A 17598-nucleotide genomic window follows, 5' to 3' on the forward strand; every position below is an offset into this window, starting at 1 on the left:
CATATCCATTGTTTCAGTCGTCTTTTTATACTATTTAGTTGTACCTCTATATTCTACTCTATAAGGTAAAATCACATTAGGTTCATCAATTTGTTCGTCATTCATATATTTAGTTAATAATCTCATACCAACTGCACCAATATCATATAATGGTTGTGTCACACTTGATAATTGAGGTCTAACCATATGAACTAATCTTGTATTATTGAAACTTACAACTTGTAAATCATTTGGTACATTAACGCCTGCATCTTGTGCTGCGTGTACAATACCAATTGCTTGTTCATCACTAATACATAAAATAACATCCGGCTTATCTTGAGAAACAGCCTCATAAGCACGGCTACCATCTTTATATGTTTCATTACCAACAAATTTAGCATTGTCTTCGATTTCAAGGCCAGCTTCTTGAAGTGCAAGTTCTAATCCTTTAAAAGCATCATCTTGTGCTTTTTCTGAATATCCCCCACCTACAAATGCAAATTTCTTAGCACCTTTCTTAATCAATGACTCAGCAATTTCTTTACTAGCTTCTGTATAGTTAATGTTAACTGAAGCAAGTTTAGAATCTTTGTCATTTGTACCAGAAACGACTACTGGTACTGATGATTTATCAATAAGATCTACTGTTTCGTCTGTTAAAGTACCACCTAAGAAAATGATACCGTCAACTTGTTTACTTAATAAATTATTAAATATCTCTTGTTCTTTTTCACTATCATTATCAGAATTTGAAATGATTGTATGATATTTATACATAGTGGCAATATCTTCTAATCCACGAGCTAATTCAGAATAATAAACATTTGAAATGTCAGGAATAATTACCCCAACAGTTGTTGTTTTCTTGCTTGCTAAACCTCTAGCTACAGCATTAGGTCTATAATTTAATCTTTTAATGACTTCATTTACTTTATCACGTGTTGAAGGTTTAACATTTTGGTTACCATTTACGACACGTGAAACTGTTGCCATTGATACTTTTGCTTCTCTTGCAACATCATATATTGTTACAGTCATAATATCCTCCTATCTTGAAAACGTTTTCTACTTTATTCTAGCACGTTTTCATAATGTTTTCAAAGTATATGAAAGCGAACTCACAATTACCAATTATAAAAGATTATAGAGGTGTTGTCGATACAATTGCTCTAATATTTTTGGTTTTTGTGTAAATTGTAAATAGTTTTTCAGAAAACAAACGAACATATGTTAATTTACAACATAAAAAAACTGGCGAAAAGTTATGATAACTTTTCGCCAGTTGATGTATATGAATATTATTTTTCGTATAATTTAGCAGCTTCAACGATTTCTTTGTAGAATGCATCAAATTCGTTTAAGTCCATTTGTTGACCAGCATCACTTAATGCTACTGATGGATCAGGATGTACTTCTGCCATTACACCGTCAGCTCCAACTGCTAATGCAGCTTTAGCACATGGTAACATAATATCTTTACGTCCAGTACTATGCGTAACGTCAACCATAACTGGAAGATGTGTACCTTGTTTTAAAATAGGAACTGCTGAAATATCTAATGTGTTTCTTGTAGCTTTTTCATATGTTCTAATACCACGTTCACATAAGATAATGTTATTGTTACCTTGTGAGTGAATGTATTCTGCAGCGTAGATGAATTCTTCGATAGTTGCAGAAAGACCACGTTTTAATAAGACAGGTTTATTTGTTCTACCTGCTTCTTTTAATAACTCAAAGTTTTGCATGTTTCTTGCACCAATTTGGAATACATCTAAGTATTCATCAGCCATTTCAAAGTGTGCAGGATTTACAATTTCACTTACGATATTTAAACCGTATTTATCTTTAGTATTTTTAAGAATTTTTAATCCTTCTTCACCTAAACCTTGGAAGTCGTAAGGAGAAGTACGTGGTTTAAATGCGCCACCTCTAATGAATTTTTCGCCTCTATCAGCTAAATCTTTCGCAACTGCATCAACTTGTTCTTGTGATTCTACAGAACATGGACCGAATACGAATGATTTTTTATTATTACCAATAATTGCACCATTGTCGAATTGTACAATAGTATCTTCTGGTTTTAATTTACGAGAAACATATAAATGTTTTTCATTTTCAGATTTTTGTAAGTCAGTAGAAGCTTTAAAGATCTCTTTAAATAATTGCTTAATAGTATTGTCGTTATATGGTCCTTGGTTATTATCAATTAAATGATTTAACATTTCTTTTTCACGTTGTGGATCATATACTTGAGTACCTTGTTTACGTTTTTCTTCACCAATTTTTTTAGCTAAAGTACCACGCTCTTGTAATAAAGCTAAAATTTCATCATTAATACCTTCAATTCTTTTTCTTAAATTCTCTAATTCATTTGACATCCTTTTCACCTCATGTAAACAATTTAACTCACATACTTTAAAGCGATAAAATATATAAGTAATTAGATGTTAGTATAACAATTAAAATGCTCTGATTCAACCCCAACATCTCAAAAATATTAAAATTTATTACTAATCAGACTAATAAAGTATATTTTAATTTATAATAGTGTTCATTACAATATAAAAAACTACCGAAAAGTTATGTTATGACTTTTCGGTAGTACAAATAATATGCGTTAAACATCACTTATTTATTATTTTTTATCGAAAGTTTTTTTCTCTACAACTGTTTTTGGACCTTTTAAGTCTTCATTTTCTACTTCAGATTTAATTGCACTTTTTTGTGCTTTTAATTCTTCGTCGCCTACATCGTCAGCTGTTACAACGCCTTTGTTAGCTTTCTTTTCAGCTTGTTTAGATTTTACTTCTTCTGCTTTTTTCTTAGTTTCTGTTTTCTTTTCTGAAGCTTTTGTTTTAACTTCTTCTTTTTTGTCAGCAGCTTTAGCTTTTACTTCTTCCGCTTTTTGACTAGCTTCTTCTTTCTTATCAGCAGCTTTAGCTTTCACTTCTTCTGCTTTTTCACTAGCTTGAGCTTTTTTATCTTCAACTTTAGTTTTAACTTCTTCTTTCTTTTCTTCAGCTTGTGTTTTGATTTCTTCAGCTTTAGATTGAGCTTGAACTTTTAAGTCGTCAGTTTTAGTTTTAACGTCATCGATAATTTTGTTTGATTTCTCACTTAAATCATCTTGTAATTCTTTCCCTGATTTAGGAGCTAGTAATAAACCAACAATTCCGCCTACTACTGTACCTAATACTACACCAAATACAAAATCTCTACCGTTTGTATTTTTTTCATATTCAGCTTCATACGTTTCTAAACCATGTGTATATAAATCTCTATTGTATTTGTTTTCCATTATATTTTCCCCCTAATTTTATTAAAGAAATCAGGCTGTGACATGTTTAAATGCCTCAGCCTGAAAAGATAGTTATTTGCTTCCATGCACTTTATTTTTTCAAGCCTGCACCAATTTTATCTTCATCTAGGTTGTCACCTGATGTTGTTGTTTCATTGTAGTCTTTCGGCACTTGCGCTTCAAAATCTTTAGAAGCATTTACATTATTTTTGTATGATACGTTACTTCTACGATCTCTTCTTAATTGCCATTTATCTGCAACTTCCATTGCAACATTTGACCATTGAATAACTTGAGAAATCTTATCTTCATTTTGTGAGATATTGTGAGTAATAGAATTTGTAACTCTATCTACTGAATTATTAAGTGTTTGTACAGAATCTCCAACACCTTTAACTGCATCTACTACTGAGTTTAAGCGTAATGATTTATCTTGAATATCTTCAGTTAAACGATTTGCTTTGTGAAGTAAATCAGTAGATTCACGTGTGATACCTTGTATTTGGCCTTGAATGCCATCTAAAGTTTCATTAATTCCTTTAACTGTTTTTAATAATTGCATTAAAAATAGTGCTAAGACAACACAAATAATTAAAAATGCAACCGCAGCAATTATGCCTGCTATTGGTAAAATCCAATCCATACTGAACGCCTCCTAATAATTATAAAACTAATCTTTATTCGATTTACTAATATTTAATACCCTCACTATTAAAGTATAAACATATTATATTTAATGTGATAGTGAAGAAACATAGGCTTTTTGAACTTTTTGAATATCTCCAGCACCCATAAATAGTATAACACCATTATCATGCTTTTGTAGCTGAGAAACTGATTCTTCGCTTATTAAATCCGCATTAGGAATTAATGCTTTTAAATCATGTATTGTCAGCTCACCTTGTTGTTCTCGAATAGAACCAAAGATGTCACATAAGTATACTTTATCAGCAAGGTTTAAACTTTCAGCAAATTCGTTTAAGAAAGTTTCTGTTCTTGAAAATGTATGAGGTTGAAATACTGCAACCACTTCGTTTTCAGGATATTTTTTTCTAGCTGATTCAATTGTAGCATTAATTTCTCTCGGATGGTGTGCATAGTCATCGATTAAGATTTGATTGTCGTAAAAACTTTCACTAAATCTTCTTTTTACACCACCAAATGTTAATAATGCTTCTTTAATATTTTCAATATCTAGTTTTTCTAAATGACAAATTGCAATAACTGCTAATGCATTTAGAACGTGGTGATCACCATACATAGGTGTTGTAAATGTACCTATAAGTTCATTTTTAGATTTAAAGTAAACATCAAATGTTGTACCTTTAGAAGACGTTTGAACATTGTCAGCATAGACATCATTGTCATGCTCAAAACCGTAAAAGTAAATTGGAACATCAGCTTTAATTTTTCTAAGCTCAGCATCATGTCCCCAAGCAACGATTGCTTTTTTAACATTACTAGCCATCTCTTGGAATGCATTTGTTACGTCTTGTAAATCTTTAAAATAGTCCGGATGATCAAAATCAATATTTGTCATAATCGCATAATCTGGATAATAACTTAAAAAGTGTCTTCTATATTCACAAGCTTCAAAAGCAAAGTATGAGCTATCAGGTAATCCCATACCTGTTCCATCACCTATTAAGAATGACGTTTTTTGATCACCATTCATGACATGTGATAATAATCCAGTTGTCGATGTTTTACCGTGTGCACCTGTAACTGCAACTGACGTATATTGGGACATAAATTCACCTAGGAAAATATGATATCTTTTCACTTCAAGTCCCATTTCGTATGCTTTAGCTATTTCAGGGTGTGTATCTGGAAAGGCATTACCTGCTATAACAGTCATACCTTCTTTAATATTTTCAACATCAAATGGTAATATTTTAATGCCTTTATTTTTTAATGCTATTTCAGTAAATACTGTATTCTCTATATCAGAACCTTGTACTTTATGTCCCATGTCGTGCATGATTTGTGCAAGTGAACTCATACCTGCACCTTTTATGCCGACAAAATGAAATAATGTCATTTCATGTCACTCCTTCTATTTCTTAAATGTTAGTTTCTCTTTCTTCTATCATATCTTTAGTAATGAGTACATCTCTTGGTTTAGAGCCGTTAGGTCCAGATATATAACCTCTCTCTTCAAGGTTATCAATCATTCTAGCTGCTCTATTATATCCAATTTGGAAATGTCTTTGTATAAGTGAAGTTGAAATATGACCTTCGTTTAACATAAATTCACAAACTTCATCAAACAGTGCATCAGCAGGTTGTTCATTTACCTTTTTCAACAATGTTTCTTCTTTGAATAGATAATTTGGTTTCATTTGACTACTTACATTTTCTACTGTTTCGTCAATTTCATCATCTGATACAAATGCACCTTGAACTCTTATCGGTTTATTCATACCGTTACCAAGATATAACATATCACCATTACCAAGTAATTTCTCTGCTCCACCAACATCAAGAATTGTTCTAGAGTCAATAGAAGACGATACCATGAATGATATTCTTGTTGGTACGTTTGCTTTAATTAAACCTGTAATCACATTGACGGATGGTCGTTGTGTCGCAAGAATCATATGTATACCACATGCTCTAGCTTTTTGTGCAATTCTAGCAATAGATTGTTCAACTTCTTGAGGTGACATCATCATTAAATCAGCTAACTCATCTATAACTATAATGATTTTTGCCATTCTTTGCTCGTAATTTGCTTTCTTATTAAATGCCGTAATATTTCTAACATGTAATTCTGCAAAACGTTTATATCTACGTTCCATCTCTTCAACAGCCCATTTTAAACTAGCAGTTGCGGCTTTAACATCCGTAATAACTGGCGCAACTAAATGCGGTAAATTATTATACGGTGCAAGCTCTACCATTTTAGGATCAATCAGTAATAGTTTCAGCTCATCTGGATGATTTTTATAAAGTAAACTTGTTAAAATAGCATTAATACATACTGACTTACCAGAACCTGTAGCACCGGCAATGAGCGCATGAGGTGTCTTTGCAATATCCATTAATAGCGGCTCGTTATTTATTTTAAAGCCCATAGCTACAGTTAGTTTACTCTCTGCTTGTTGGAAAGGTTTAGACGTAATCATTTGGCCTAACGGAATCTTTTTAGGACTTTGATTAGGCACTTCGATACCTACAAAACTTGTACCCGGGATAGGTGCTTCAATACGAATATCTTTAGCAGCTAATGCCATTTTAATGTCATCTTGTAAAGCAGTAATTCTAGATACTTTAACACCTTTTTCAACAGATAATTCAAATCTCGTTACAGTTGGCCCTTGTATCATATTTACTACATGTGCAGGCACATTAAAATGATAAAAAGCTTCATCTAGTTCTTTTTTCTTTTCCTCTAACCATTCACTATTATCTTCTTCCTCGACAACATCATCTAATATAGATACTGGTGGAAGTACATAAGATGGTCCTTTACGTTTAACAGCTTGGTTAGACCCATGTTGTTCGTTTTGAGTTTCACTTTCTGCTTGTTGTATGTTTGATGTTTGTGTCTTGTTGATATTTGATGAACTCTTAAATGCTTGATGTTTACGCTTATCTGAAGGTGTCATCATCACGTTAAATGGTGAAGACTTTCTAACAGGTTTAGGCTTCAAGATAGGTTCGTGAGAAGTTGTCTCTTTAGGTTCTTCAGGTTGTTGAACCGTGTCCTCTACTTCTATAGGATCGTTATTTGATTCTTCTGCAATAACATTATCCGCTTCTTCTGTTTCAGTATCACTTTCCACATCAACATGATCAGACTCGAATAAGCTTTCATCTCTATCTTCTTCAGTTTCGTCAAATGTTAATAAATCTTCAGCATTTTCGATTGTATCTATTTCTTCAGCTTCAGAATCAGAATCTTCTACTTCTTCAAAATAAATATCATCTTCGACAAATTGTTCTGATTGCGTAATGGATGCATCATTGTCTTCTTCGAGAGAATCATGCGTATCGATTATTTCTGAAGGTTCGATAACAGCTTCATTAGAATCATCATTATCTTCTTCAAAATACTGTATTGCTTCAGCTTCCGTACTGTCTTCAGCATTATGAATTTCTTCTACTTCATTGTTTGATTCTACTTCTTCAAATTCTGAAACTTCCTCTTCATTTGAATCGTGAGTTGAGTTGACTTCTTCTTGTTCAGCATCAACTTCTTCAACGATTTCATCAACATTGTCTTGCTGAATGTCGTCTTCTGTATCATCAAAATCCAAGTCTATCTCTTTAAATTCATATGTAGTTAAATCATTGACATCTGGTTGTAACGCATTAGAATTAGCCGTCTCATCATGTAAGTCGCTTGTTTCATCTTGATGTATGTCATTTTGTAATTCATCGTGTAAGTCTTCTTGTTCATCTTCCACGTCTTGATAATCTTTTGGATCATTTTTAATATATGAAGCTTGTTGTTTTAAGTAATAGTCTTGATTTTTAATTTGTGACTTTTTCTCTTCTGAATCAAGACTGTTAAGCTCTTGTTCTCTTTTTTCTCTTAAAGCTTTTTCAAATTGTTTTTTCTTTTGAAGTTTCTTCTCACGTTCTTTTCTAATTTCAGAAACAATTTGTGAAGCATAAATATTTTCAATGTTAATCGTATTGTCCGTCTTTGAATAAGTAGGGACATCTCGTACGATTTCACTACTTTGTTTACGTTTATTTTCTTTTACAGCATCATTTTGTGAAGATTGAGCTGAATGATCTTTCAAACCACTATTAGGAACTTCTTTTTGTTTTCTCATACCGAATATTGCTGAAGGCACTTCAGAAGCTTTAAATTTTGGCTGATGTAAAGCATTTAATCTCTCTTGAAATTGATAGTCATCATGATGACGTTTACTGTTGTCGTATCGTTGAGAAGATTGTTTACTTTTCGTACCGTAATGATGTGTTACATCCTGGTCATAACTTCTTGACTTCTTAGCAGGTTCATATGAATCTACATTACGATTTCTTCTACGTCTTCTTCTATTCGTTGGAAAAGAAGCTGAGCTTTCATCATAAAATCTACTATCATGATATTTCTCTTCTCGTTGACTTGTTTCATTATCACGTTGATGATGCTCTTGATTGGATTGCTCTTCATATTCCATTTGTATCGGAAATCTAAATTTGCCTTTAGGTCTTCTATAAATTTCTTCATTAGTTGAATCGTCATCTGGATGATGATCAAAAGACACTTGATCGCTTTTTTGCTTTTCATTTTTTTGTTCATTTTTCGATTGCCCGAATATATCATCAAACCAACTCATAGGTTCACTACCTTTCGTCTTCAAAGAATGGTGTTCCTACAGTATAACTATCATCTAGTACCATTATACCTTTTTCTTTTGGAGCACCTTCTAAATCAAGTTCTTTCATTGAACAAATCATACCGCTAGAAGGAACACCACGTAATTCTGCATCTTTAATAATCATTCCACTAGGCATTACCGCTCCTACTTTAGCAACAACAACTTTTTGTCCTTGATCAATATTTGGAGCGCCACATACAATTTGTAATGTCTCATTTCCAACATCAACTTTACATACTGATAGTTTATCTGCATCAGGATGTTTTGATTTTTCAGATACGTATCCTACTACAAACTTAGGAGATAAATCAACGTCTAATTTATAATTAATATTATTTTTCTCTAGTAAGTCTTGAATACTATTAATGTGTTTCTCTTCAACTTTAATATTGCCATTGCCTTCTATTTGAACATATTTAGAAGCATTGAATATATTCAATCCAACAATTTTATCTTCGCTTTTGATAATTGTTAAATCATTTTGAAAATCATATTCTAATCCTTCAGTTAAAGGTTCTAAAGTAACCATTAATACGTCGCCAACACCATTTTTATTATAAAATAAATTCATTTCTCCTACTCCTTACAATCTTTTTTGATTATTTTTCATTTTTTTAAATATTTCTCTATTTTTTTCTAAACGCTCAATAACTTCTTGGTTTCTCTTACGAGAGTGATTTTTACCTAAAATAAATATTGGTTCTAAAGGTTTATCAGGTGTATAAGAGAATGATAATGATGTTATTGGCACTAAGCCATTTTGGAAGAATTGCATCGTCATTTGCGCTACAATATCATATCCAATTTCATTTTTAATATCACAAATCACCAATACATCTTGATGAGGTGTAGCTAATAACATTTCCCCTTCAATATTTTGATAAACATCTTTTAAGAATGTTTGATTGAGAATTCGTGAAGCATCATATCCATCATTCGTGTTAATGAAGTAGAATGTATTGCCTTGAACTTCATCAGACTTGTAAGTTGTTTTTCTCTTTTTAATATTGAATAACGCTTGCTCTTTAATTTGTTCTTTCGTTAAATTAAGTTCACTGAGCATAGACTCATCTATTAGTCTATAAGTATTTCCTAAATCAAGCGCATAATATATATTTGTTTCAGCTGTATGTTCATCAATGACAAAAGGTGTACCTTCTTTCGTTTCTTTATGAAAACTAGTAGACCTTATGACAGGCAAGATCTCAATCTTATTAATTTCTTTATTAGATTCATCTTGCATTGCATTTATAGTTTCAGTGACGTAATAAACAATTTCGTCTATTGTTTTATTACCGTTATTTTTATATTTAGCAATAATCGGAGCTAATTTAACTGAAAGCCCTTTTTGATTATCCGTTCGTTCAATTCTTAAACTTTCATTTTCCCTATCAAACTTAAAATTTGCATCTAAAGTTTTCAATCGGTCTTTTAATAAATCTCTCATTTGAAAGACATTCATACTTAACACTCCTATTTTTATACCTCTATATAGTTTACAACAAATCGCAGTTATGTAACAGTGATAAACATATTTAAATGAAGTTAAATAAAATAAAAAAGCAGGTAATTCGAAAATAAAAGAAACTTTTTTCGACCTGCTTTTTTTATATAAATTTAATTATTTAATCCATCAATAAATTCACTAATTTGTGGAATTGTTTTTCTTTCTTTACCAACGTATCTATCAAGTTCTTGACCGTTGTTATAAGCGATAAAACTTGGAATGCCCATAACATCAACTTCTTGGCATAAATCAATAAATTCATCACGATCAACTGATACGAATTGATATTGATGATATTTCTCTTCAAGTCCAGGTAAATCAGGATCTATAAAATGACAATCCGGACACCAAGATGCTGTGAACATAAATATTGTTGGTTCGTTAATCAATGATTTGTATTCTTCGATTGACGTTAATTGTTTCATTTCTTTGCACTTCCTATCATTAATGTTTGTTGACCATCTTTAATTATATGATACTTCTTCAACAATTGATAAACAAATAAACTGATTACAGCTGGTAATAAGAAATGGAAGAATGCAATTTGTAAGTATACTTCAGTCGTACTACCCATTGTTTTAATCGTCATAATTTGCCCTACAAGTCCACTTGAACCCATTCCAGCACCAGCAGCATTATTTTCCATTGGCCAAAAGACTGTCATAATTGGCGCTACGACAATACTTGCTACGACTGGTGGTATTAATATAAAAGGCTGCTTTAAATAATTTGGAATTTGAAGTTTACTTGTACCAATACCATGAGCAATAACACCTGAAATACCATTATCTTTATAGCTTGTTACTGCAAATCCGACCATATGACAACAACCACCTATCGTAGCTGCTGCTGCCGCTGTTCCACTTAAGCCAAGCATTAACGCTAAAGCTGCACTTGAAATTGGACTACTTAGTGTAAGTCCAACTATAAGGCTGACGAATATCCCCATTAATAAAGGTTGTTGATCCGTACTTAATTGTATCCAGTTTCCTAATGCTTTCATAAATGCATCGATAAATGGTGCTATAAACTTTGCAATTGCTGCACCTATAAATAACGTTAAAATCGGTGATAAAATAATATCTATTTTAGTTTTGCCTGAATATAATCTTCCAAGTTCACTTGCAAATACTGAAGATAAATAACTACCTACAGCGCCCCCTTGTTCATATCCATACATTCCTGTTACAGCAGTTGTAAATATAATGAGTGGTGATGCGCCTAAACCGTAACTCACTGCTACCCCTACCCCAGCTCCAGTTAAAGTTTGAGCTAACTTACCTATTTCTATCATCATTGAAGTATCAAAATATGTATTTAATGATTGGCCTAAAGTTTCAATAATCAGTCCAACAATTAATGTGCTAAACAAACCTAAAGCCATATAACTTAATCCATCTATAATTGTTCGATTAAAAAAAGATTTTACGCGTTCCATTTATTCACACTCCTTAAAAGGATTATACAATAAAAAATACACATGTCATTATTTAAATTAAAATAATAACATGTGTATATTGAAACTTTATACTTCTATAACATTTAGAAATTTCTTCAATGCGTCTGTTTTCGGTTGAGTAAACATTTCTTCCGGTTTACCTTCTTCACCGATTAAACCATCATGAATGAATATCATTCTATCAGAAACTTCTCTAGCAAATCTCATTTCATGTGTAACAATAACCATCGTCATACCTTCATTGGCTAAATCTTTAATAACTTTTAATACATCATTCACTAACTCTGGGTCTAATGCTGATGTCGGTTCGTCAAATAACATCACTTTAGGGTTCATTGCCAATGCTCTCGCAATCGCCACACGTTGTTGTTGACCACCAGATAAAGCATGAGGTCTTTGATCTTTAACACTTTCTAATCCTACTTTTTCTAAAAGTTGAAGTGCTTCGTCATATGCTTTTTGTTTATTTACTTTTTTAACAGTAACTAAACCTTCCATAACATTTTCAATTGCTGTTTTATGTGGAAACAAGTTGTAATTTTGAAACACCATACCAGATTGTTTACGTACTTTAATTTGGGACTTCTTATTATCTGCCGTGTACGTTTCGCCATTAACAACTACAGTACCTTCAGTCGGAATTTCTAATGCATTCATCATTCTCAATAAAGTTGTCTTACCAGAACCTGATCTCCCAATTAAAGTAATTACTTCACCTTTATCTACTGAAAGATTAATCCCTTTGATGACTTCTTTATCATTAAATGACTTTTTAATATTTTGAAGTTCAATCATGAACGATACCCTCTTTCAATATAAGATTCATAGTAAGATTGAACGATTGATATGATAAAACATACAATCCAATACAATATCGCTACTAGTAAATAAATCGTTAAGAATTCATATGTTGTAGAAGCGACTTCTTGTGCTTTTCTAAACATTTCTGCTACTAAAATAAAGCCAAGTAAAGACGTATCTTTAATCAAGCTTAAGAATGTATTACCTAATGCAGGTACTGAAACTCTAATTGCTTGAGGTAATATAATTCTTTGTACAGTTTGTTTATAATTCATACCAATCGAGTATGCCGCTTCAGTTTGACCTTTCGGAATAGACATAATTCCACCTCTTAAAATTTCAGATGCGTATGCACCTACATTAAAAGAAAGACCAATTATCGCAGCTATGACAGGTGACAAAGTTAATTGATTGTCTGCATTTCCTGTTGCCAATCTACCAATCTCAGGGATTCCGTAAAAGATAATGAATAATTGAACAATCATAGGTGTACCACGAATGATTGAAACATAAAAACGTGCAATCCCTTTTAGAACTTTACTACTTGATATACGCATTAATGCTGTAACTAATGCCAAGATTAAACCAAGTACAAAAGTAACTAAAGTAATAGGAATAGAATATTTAACTAGACCCTCTAACATCGGTAGAAATGCTTGTTTGGCAGCATTTAATGCATGAAGTTGCTCATCATTTAGGCTCTGAAACATTAGCGCCAAACCATTTCTTACTTATTTTTTCTAATTCGCCATTATCTTTTAAAGTTTTTAGACCTTTATTAAAATCTTTAATCACTTTGTCATCTTCTTTTTTACTAAATGTAAATGCAGATTGACTTTGTTCAGCATCACCTTGAATTGCTTTTATTTTAGCGTTAGGTTTTTGCTTTTTATAATCTAAATATGAAACATTATCATTGAAAGTACCTTCAACACGATTTGATTGTAATAAATCCATCGCTTGGTTGAAGCCATCTACTTTAGTAATATCTGCACCTTTAGATTTTGCAAGTTTACCATAGTTAGATGTTAAAGTTTGTGCTAACTTTTTACCTTTAACGTCGTCGAATGATTTAATGTCTTTATTATTCTCATTTACTACTAATACACCATTTGAATAAGTGTATGGATCTGAGAATTTATATTTTGCTTTTCTTTCATCGTTGATACCAACTTGGTTAGCAATCATGTCAAAACGTCCTGAATCTAACCCAGCAAACATTGAATCCCATTGTGTTTCTTTAAATTCAACTTTGTATCCCATTTCTTTAGCAACTGCTTTTGTTACTTCTACATCATATCCAGTTAACTTATCATTTTTATCATGGAAGCTAAATGGTGAATACGTACCTTCTGTACCTACTACAATTGTTTTATCATCTTTCTTGCTACTTTCTTTCTTGTCGTTGCTGTTTCCACATGCAGCTAACACAACAATTAATGCAATAATTAAAAATATACCCTTTTTCATTTATACATCCCTCTATTCTTAGTATCCAAATCGGAATAAACATATTTTAGACCGAATTACAACTACTGTCAATTACTAAAATCTGGACTATTTAAATTTCAAATATTCAATCTTTTCTGAACTTAAATTTAACACGATTTCATTGAGTAATAATTTTGCACTTTCGTAATCTCTTGCGTCATAAATAGCTTTACTTGTATGGATATATCTAGCACAAACACCGATTACCGCAGTTGGGATACCTGTTAGAGCTTTATGAATTTCTCCACCATCTGTACCACCTGGTGATTGGAAGTATTGATGATTAATTTCTTTTTCTTCAACCATTTCAATTAAATAATCTCTCATTCTTTCAGATAAAATCATCGTACGATCTAAAATTCTAATTAATACACCTTTTCCTAAAGCACCTGATAAGCCAATGTGTCCTTTCATATCATTTGCAGGTGAACAATCCACAACTAATGCTAAATCTGGTTTGATTAAATTCACACTTGCTGAAGCACCTCTTAAACCAACTTCTTCTTGAACATTTGCGCCTACATATAAATCAACATCAAGCTCTTCATCTTTAACTGCTTCGAGTAATTCTAATCCGACTAAACAACCATATCTATTGTCCCATGCTTTAGCGAGTATTCTATTCTCTGTTAGTTGTTCAAAATTCGTACTTGGAACAATTGTATCACCAATTTTAATGCCCATTTCTTTTAATTGATCAATGCTTTCTGCACCAACATCTAAAAGCATATCTTCAATAGCAACACCTGACTCTTTACCAGTTCTAAAATGTTTAGGGATACTGCCAACTACGCCGTTATAGTATTTACCGTCACGCGTTTTTAACTGTAGTGTTTGTGATAGCCATACGTCTGATGACACACCGCCAAGTGGTGTGAACTTTAACATACCCTCTTTTGTCATTTCAGTAACCATAAAGCCAATTTCATCCATATGAGCTGCTACTAATACTTTAGGAGCATTTTCTTTTTTGGATTTTTTCACACCATAAATACTGCCCATATTATCACCAATAATTTCATCAACAAATGGTGCCATTTTTTCTTTTAAATATTCACGTACTTCATTTTCAAATCCAGGTACAGCGTGTAATTCTGTTAATTCTTTCATTCTATTAAGTGTTTCTTGTCTAATTTGTGTCATTGTAAATCTCCTTATTGAAATATTTATCTATCATTCAGTCTTTGTGTTAAACTTAAATTAAATAGAAGGAGGCATGGTCATGCAGAATAATAAGTTCCGCTTTTTCATTATATTATTGTCCATTTTTACTGGTTTAGGAATTATTGCTTCTATCGTATATGCTAAGCAATATAAACCATATAGTTGTGAAGAAATACTTAAACAAGTCAAAGCACAATTTAATAATGTTGAAGCCTCTTATATATTACATATCCCAAAGACCTACCAAAAATTCGGCATTGAAACTAAAGTTGTGCATGGTGGTATTACCGTTAACAATGATGATAAACAAGTACACTATGAATTTATAGCCGATGCCTTTAATGGCCAAGTCATTGATATATTTGAAATTTAATAAGTTTAAAAAGATGAGTCTGAGTGATTAATTTAAACCTCAGACTCTATTTTTTATGACTGAAACATTATTCAACTTCACCGTGATCTAGTGCGTCGAATGACTTTTTAATAGATTCTAAACCGCTTCTTAATTTTTCTTCACTACAAGCTAAATTCATTCTGAAATGATGACTTTCTCCAAGCTCATATGAATGTCCGATGCCTGTTGCAAGTTTACCTACAGATTGCAATGCTTTTTGAACATCACTTTCTACGTAACCACTTTTAGAAAAGTCTATCCAAGCTAAATATGTCGATTCAGGTTTAATGAACGATAACTGATCAGACATTTCATTTTTAATAAATTCATCTAAGATGGTCATATTCTTCTCGATATGCTCATTTAATTGATCTACCCATTCACCTGCTTCATTATAGGCTACTTTAACTGCTTCAACAGCCAATGTATTTGCAGCAGACAATCCATAATATGTTGCCAATTTACGATTGAATTGTAATGTGAAATAGCGATGTTTTGTAATCATATAACTACTTGCTAAACTCGCTAAGTTAAATGTTTTACCTAATCCAGTAACAACAAGAATTGGAGAATCTAATGTCATTTCATTTGTCATAGAATAGAATCCATTTTCACTTCTCACAAAATCCATATGAATTTCATCAGAAACAATAAAGACATCGTGTCTTTCACAAACATCTTTCATAAATGCACATTCTTCTTTCGTCCAAACTTTACCTGTTGGATTATGAGGACTACACAGTACTAACACTTTAACATCATCACGCGCTGCCATTTCTTCAAATTGTTCTTTATCCAACTCATAACCGTTATCTGTCGCTACTAATGGAGATTCGACAGCAACTCTTTTATTACCTTCAATTAAATTTAAAAAAGCATTATATGAAGGTGTATGTATTAAGACACCTTCGCCTTCTTTCGTAAATTCACGTATAACTTCAGTTACCGTAAACAAAATACTTGGCACATAATATATATCATTCTTTTGGATGTTCACAGAAAATCTTGTTTTGTACCAATTTTTAATCGCATTTAAATATGCTTCTTGCTTCCATACTAAATAACCGAAATGTGCTTGATCTAATTTATTTTTCAAATGGTTAATAATAAAATCAGGTGTCTTAATATCCATATCAGCGATCCAAAATGGTTCTAAGTTCTCATAATCATAAACTTTACGTTGTCCATCATATGCTACTGTTGCTGTTCCCCTTCTATCAATCACTTCATCAAAATTATATTTCAATTAAATCATCCCTTCTTATTTCTTCTTTAATTCCCTTCGTTTGTTCATCAAGCTTAAGCGCAAAATAATTGGCATCATGATAGAACACGAACCAATAATCTTCTTTAATATATCTCTGTAAAAGCCTTTCCTTAGCATTAATAGAATCCATTGGATAGTCATCATAAGCTGTAACCCATAAAGGATTCAGATGGGCTAATGTAGGCAAGATATCAGCCATATGCACAGCTTTCACACCATTACTTTCAATTTCAATGACACTATGCCCAGCGCTATGACCACCAGTATGTATCATTTTAATGCCTGGAACGATTTCCATCGAATCCACAAATGTTACAACTTGATGTTCAATACCTTTATAATTTTGTTCCCAATATGTAGCACTACTTCGTATATTTGGGGCTCTCAATTCATTCCATTCAATTTGTGATGTATAAATTGTTGCATTTTTAAATACTGATTGACCATCTGCAGTTGTAAGTCCACAAGCATGATCAAAATGCATATGAGACATCAATACAATATCAATATCATCTATGGTCAAATTAAATTGCTTTAATGAGTTACTAATATCACTTTCATAAGTTGTACCATAGTTTCTTTTTTGTTTATCTGTTAATTTACCATTACCTATCCCAGCATCAATTATAATATTGTGTTCATCTGTTTGAACGAATATAGGATGTGTTACGAGAGGTATTTGATTAAGTTCATTAGGCGGATATTTTTTAGTCCACAATGCTTTTGGAACGACACCAAACATTGCACCACCATCCATTTGAGTAATACCACCTTGTAATGGATATAATTTAAAATCACCTATATTTAACAAGAAATTCCCCTCCAATCATTTATTATTATTTTATCACTAATTAGAGTAATGAACATCTTTCATGATTGCTACAACACATTAGTTA

17 protein-coding genes are annotated in these 17598 nt (G+C 32.0%); 1 reads left to right on the top strand and 16 read right to left on the bottom strand.

Annotated features, from left to right (window positions below; all coding sequences use genetic code 11):
- Positions 1–30: 30 nt before the first annotated feature.
- From ccpA to LQ679_RS02335, 14 genes are all read right to left on the bottom strand, one after another.
- Entirely contained in the window at positions 31–1020 is a 990-nt protein-coding gene (gene ccpA, locus LQ679_RS02270; protein ID WP_025905288.1) for a catabolite control protein A, read from the bottom strand.
- A 260-nt stretch (positions 1021–1280) separates the two neighbouring features.
- The gene (locus LQ679_RS02275) at positions 1281–2360 is read right to left on the bottom strand and encodes a bifunctional 3-deoxy-7-phosphoheptulonate synthase/chorismate mutase (RefSeq protein ID WP_037588564.1); all 1080 of its coding nucleotides are present in this window, start codon (positions 2358–2360) and stop codon (positions 1281–1283) included.
- A gap of 257 nt (positions 2361–2617) precedes the next feature.
- Positions 2618–3280, bottom strand: a complete 663-nt coding sequence (locus tag LQ679_RS02280; protein ID WP_159315524.1) for a YtxH domain-containing protein — start codon at positions 3278–3280, stop codon at positions 2618–2620.
- 91 nt (positions 3281–3371) lie between these two features.
- Positions 3372–3923 carry a DUF948 domain-containing protein gene (locus LQ679_RS02285; RefSeq protein WP_025905285.1) on the bottom strand — a complete coding sequence of 184 codons (552 nt, stop codon included), beginning with the start codon at positions 3921–3923 and terminating at the stop codon, positions 3372–3374.
- 90 nt (positions 3924–4013) lie between these two features.
- Positions 4014–5321: a UDP-N-acetylmuramate--L-alanine ligase gene (gene murC, locus LQ679_RS02290; protein WP_025905284.1), complete on the bottom strand. Its 1308-nt coding sequence runs from the start codon at positions 5319–5321 to the stop codon at positions 4014–4016.
- 22 nt (positions 5322–5343) lie between these two features.
- Positions 5344–8601, bottom strand: a complete 3258-nt coding sequence (locus LQ679_RS02295; RefSeq protein ID WP_345772992.1) for a DNA translocase FtsK — start codon at positions 8599–8601, stop codon at positions 5344–5346.
- Positions 8585–9190 carry a YtpR family tRNA-binding protein gene (ytpR, locus tag LQ679_RS02300; protein ID WP_126477592.1) on the bottom strand — a complete coding sequence of 202 codons (606 nt, stop codon included), beginning with the start codon at positions 9188–9190 and terminating at the stop codon, positions 8585–8587. Before ytpR ends, LQ679_RS02295 begins: the two co-directional genes overlap by 17 nt.
- A gap of 12 nt (positions 9191–9202) precedes the next feature.
- Positions 9203–10081, bottom strand: a complete 879-nt coding sequence (locus LQ679_RS02305; RefSeq protein ID WP_025905281.1) for a DUF1444 domain-containing protein — start codon at positions 10079–10081, stop codon at positions 9203–9205.
- Between the two features lie 155 nt (positions 10082–10236).
- A complete protein-coding gene (locus LQ679_RS02310) occupies positions 10237–10551 on the bottom strand; it encodes a thioredoxin family protein (protein WP_239748113.1) in 315 nt (104 codons plus the stop codon).
- Positions 10548–11564, bottom strand: coding sequence for a PTS sugar transporter subunit IIC (locus tag LQ679_RS02315; protein ID WP_159315521.1), 1017 nt, complete (start codon positions 11562–11564; stop codon positions 10548–10550). The genes LQ679_RS02310 and LQ679_RS02315 overlap by 4 nt, the downstream gene beginning before the upstream one ends.
- A gap of 87 nt (positions 11565–11651) precedes the next feature.
- Complete coding sequence (locus tag LQ679_RS02320; RefSeq protein ID WP_025905278.1) at positions 11652–12380, bottom strand: amino acid ABC transporter ATP-binding protein; 729 nt, start codon at positions 12378–12380, stop codon at positions 11652–11654.
- Positions 12377–13096, bottom strand: coding sequence for an amino acid ABC transporter permease (locus LQ679_RS02325; RefSeq protein WP_191835880.1), 720 nt, complete (start codon positions 13094–13096; stop codon positions 12377–12379). The genes LQ679_RS02320 and LQ679_RS02325 overlap by 4 nt, the downstream gene beginning before the upstream one ends.
- Entirely contained in the window at positions 13077–13856 is a 780-nt protein-coding gene (locus tag LQ679_RS02330) for an amino acid ABC transporter substrate-binding protein (protein ID WP_058611995.1), read from the bottom strand. Before LQ679_RS02330 ends, LQ679_RS02325 begins: the two co-directional genes overlap by 20 nt.
- Positions 13857–13943: 87 nt before the next feature.
- On the bottom strand, positions 13944–15020 hold the full coding sequence (locus LQ679_RS02335; protein ID WP_204258594.1) for a M42 family metallopeptidase: 1077 nt from the start codon (positions 15018–15020) through the stop codon (positions 13944–13946).
- A gap of 79 nt (positions 15021–15099) precedes the next feature.
- Here LQ679_RS02335 and LQ679_RS02340 point away from each other — a divergent pair, with 79 nt between their 5' ends.
- Complete coding sequence (locus tag LQ679_RS02340; RefSeq protein WP_204258595.1) at positions 15100–15414, top strand: hypothetical protein; 315 nt, start codon at positions 15100–15102, stop codon at positions 15412–15414.
- A 67-nt stretch (positions 15415–15481) separates the two neighbouring features.
- Here the strand turns inward: LQ679_RS02340 and LQ679_RS02345 are convergent, their stop codons facing one another.
- Together LQ679_RS02345 and LQ679_RS02350 are read right to left on the bottom strand one after the other, a co-directional pair.
- On the bottom strand, positions 15482–16681 hold the full coding sequence (locus tag LQ679_RS02345; protein WP_037588582.1) for a MalY/PatB family protein: 1200 nt from the start codon (positions 16679–16681) through the stop codon (positions 15482–15484).
- The gene (locus LQ679_RS02350) at positions 16671–17513 is read right to left on the bottom strand and encodes a YtnP family quorum-quenching lactonase (protein WP_232193771.1); all 843 of its coding nucleotides are present in this window, start codon (positions 17511–17513) and stop codon (positions 16671–16673) included. Before LQ679_RS02350 ends, LQ679_RS02345 begins: the two co-directional genes overlap by 11 nt.
- Positions 17514–17598 lie beyond the last annotated feature (85 nt).

The sequence above is a fragment of the Mammaliicoccus sp. I-M35 genome (assembly GCF_022386455.1).
GTDB lineage: Bacteria > Bacillota > Bacilli > Staphylococcales > Staphylococcaceae > Mammaliicoccus > Mammaliicoccus sciuri_A.

Excerpts from the sequence above, each read along its gene's own strand:
- LQ679_RS02315 (WP_159315521.1), bottom strand. The coding sequence starts at position 11,564 with ATGGAACGCGTAAAATCTTTTTTTAATCGAACAATTATAGATGGATTA.
- LQ679_RS02275 (WP_037588564.1), bottom strand. The coding sequence starts at position 2,360 with ATGTCAAATGAATTAGAGAATTTAAGAAAAAGAATTGAAGGTATTAAT.
- LQ679_RS02320 (WP_025905278.1), bottom strand. The coding sequence starts at position 12,380 with ATGATTGAACTTCAAAATATTAAAAAGTCATTTAATGATAAAGAAGTC.
- murC (WP_025905284.1), bottom strand. The coding sequence starts at position 5,321 with ATGACATTATTTCATTTTGTCGGCATAAAAGGTGCAGGTATGAGTTCA.
- LQ679_RS02305 (WP_025905281.1), bottom strand. The coding sequence starts at position 10,081 with ATGAATGTCTTTCAAATGAGAGATTTATTAAAAGACCGATTGAAAACT.
- LQ679_RS02325 (WP_191835880.1), bottom strand. The coding sequence starts at position 13,096 with ATGTTTCAGAGCCTAAATGATGAGCAACTTCATGCATTAAATGCTGCC.
- LQ679_RS02280 (WP_159315524.1), bottom strand. The coding sequence starts at position 3,280 with ATGGAAAACAAATACAATAGAGATTTATATACACATGGTTTAGAAACG.
- LQ679_RS02310 (WP_239748113.1), bottom strand. The coding sequence starts at position 10,551 with ATGAAACAATTAACGTCAATCGAAGAATACAAATCATTGATTAACGAA.
- ytpR (WP_126477592.1), bottom strand. The coding sequence starts at position 9,190 with ATGAATTTATTTTATAATAAAAATGGTGTTGGCGACGTATTAATGGTT.
- LQ679_RS02335 (WP_204258594.1), bottom strand. The coding sequence starts at position 15,020 with ATGACACAAATTAGACAAGAAACACTTAATAGAATGAAAGAATTAACA.
- LQ679_RS02330 (WP_058611995.1), bottom strand. The coding sequence starts at position 13,856 with ATGAAAAAGGGTATATTTTTAATTATTGCATTAATTGTTGTGTTAGCT.
- LQ679_RS02340 (WP_204258595.1), top strand. The coding sequence starts at position 15,100 with ATGCAGAATAATAAGTTCCGCTTTTTCATTATATTATTGTCCATTTTT.
- LQ679_RS02285 (WP_025905285.1), bottom strand. The coding sequence starts at position 3,923 with ATGGATTGGATTTTACCAATAGCAGGCATAATTGCTGCGGTTGCATTT.
- ccpA (WP_025905288.1), bottom strand. The coding sequence starts at position 1,020 with ATGACTGTAACAATATATGATGTTGCAAGAGAAGCAAAAGTATCAATG.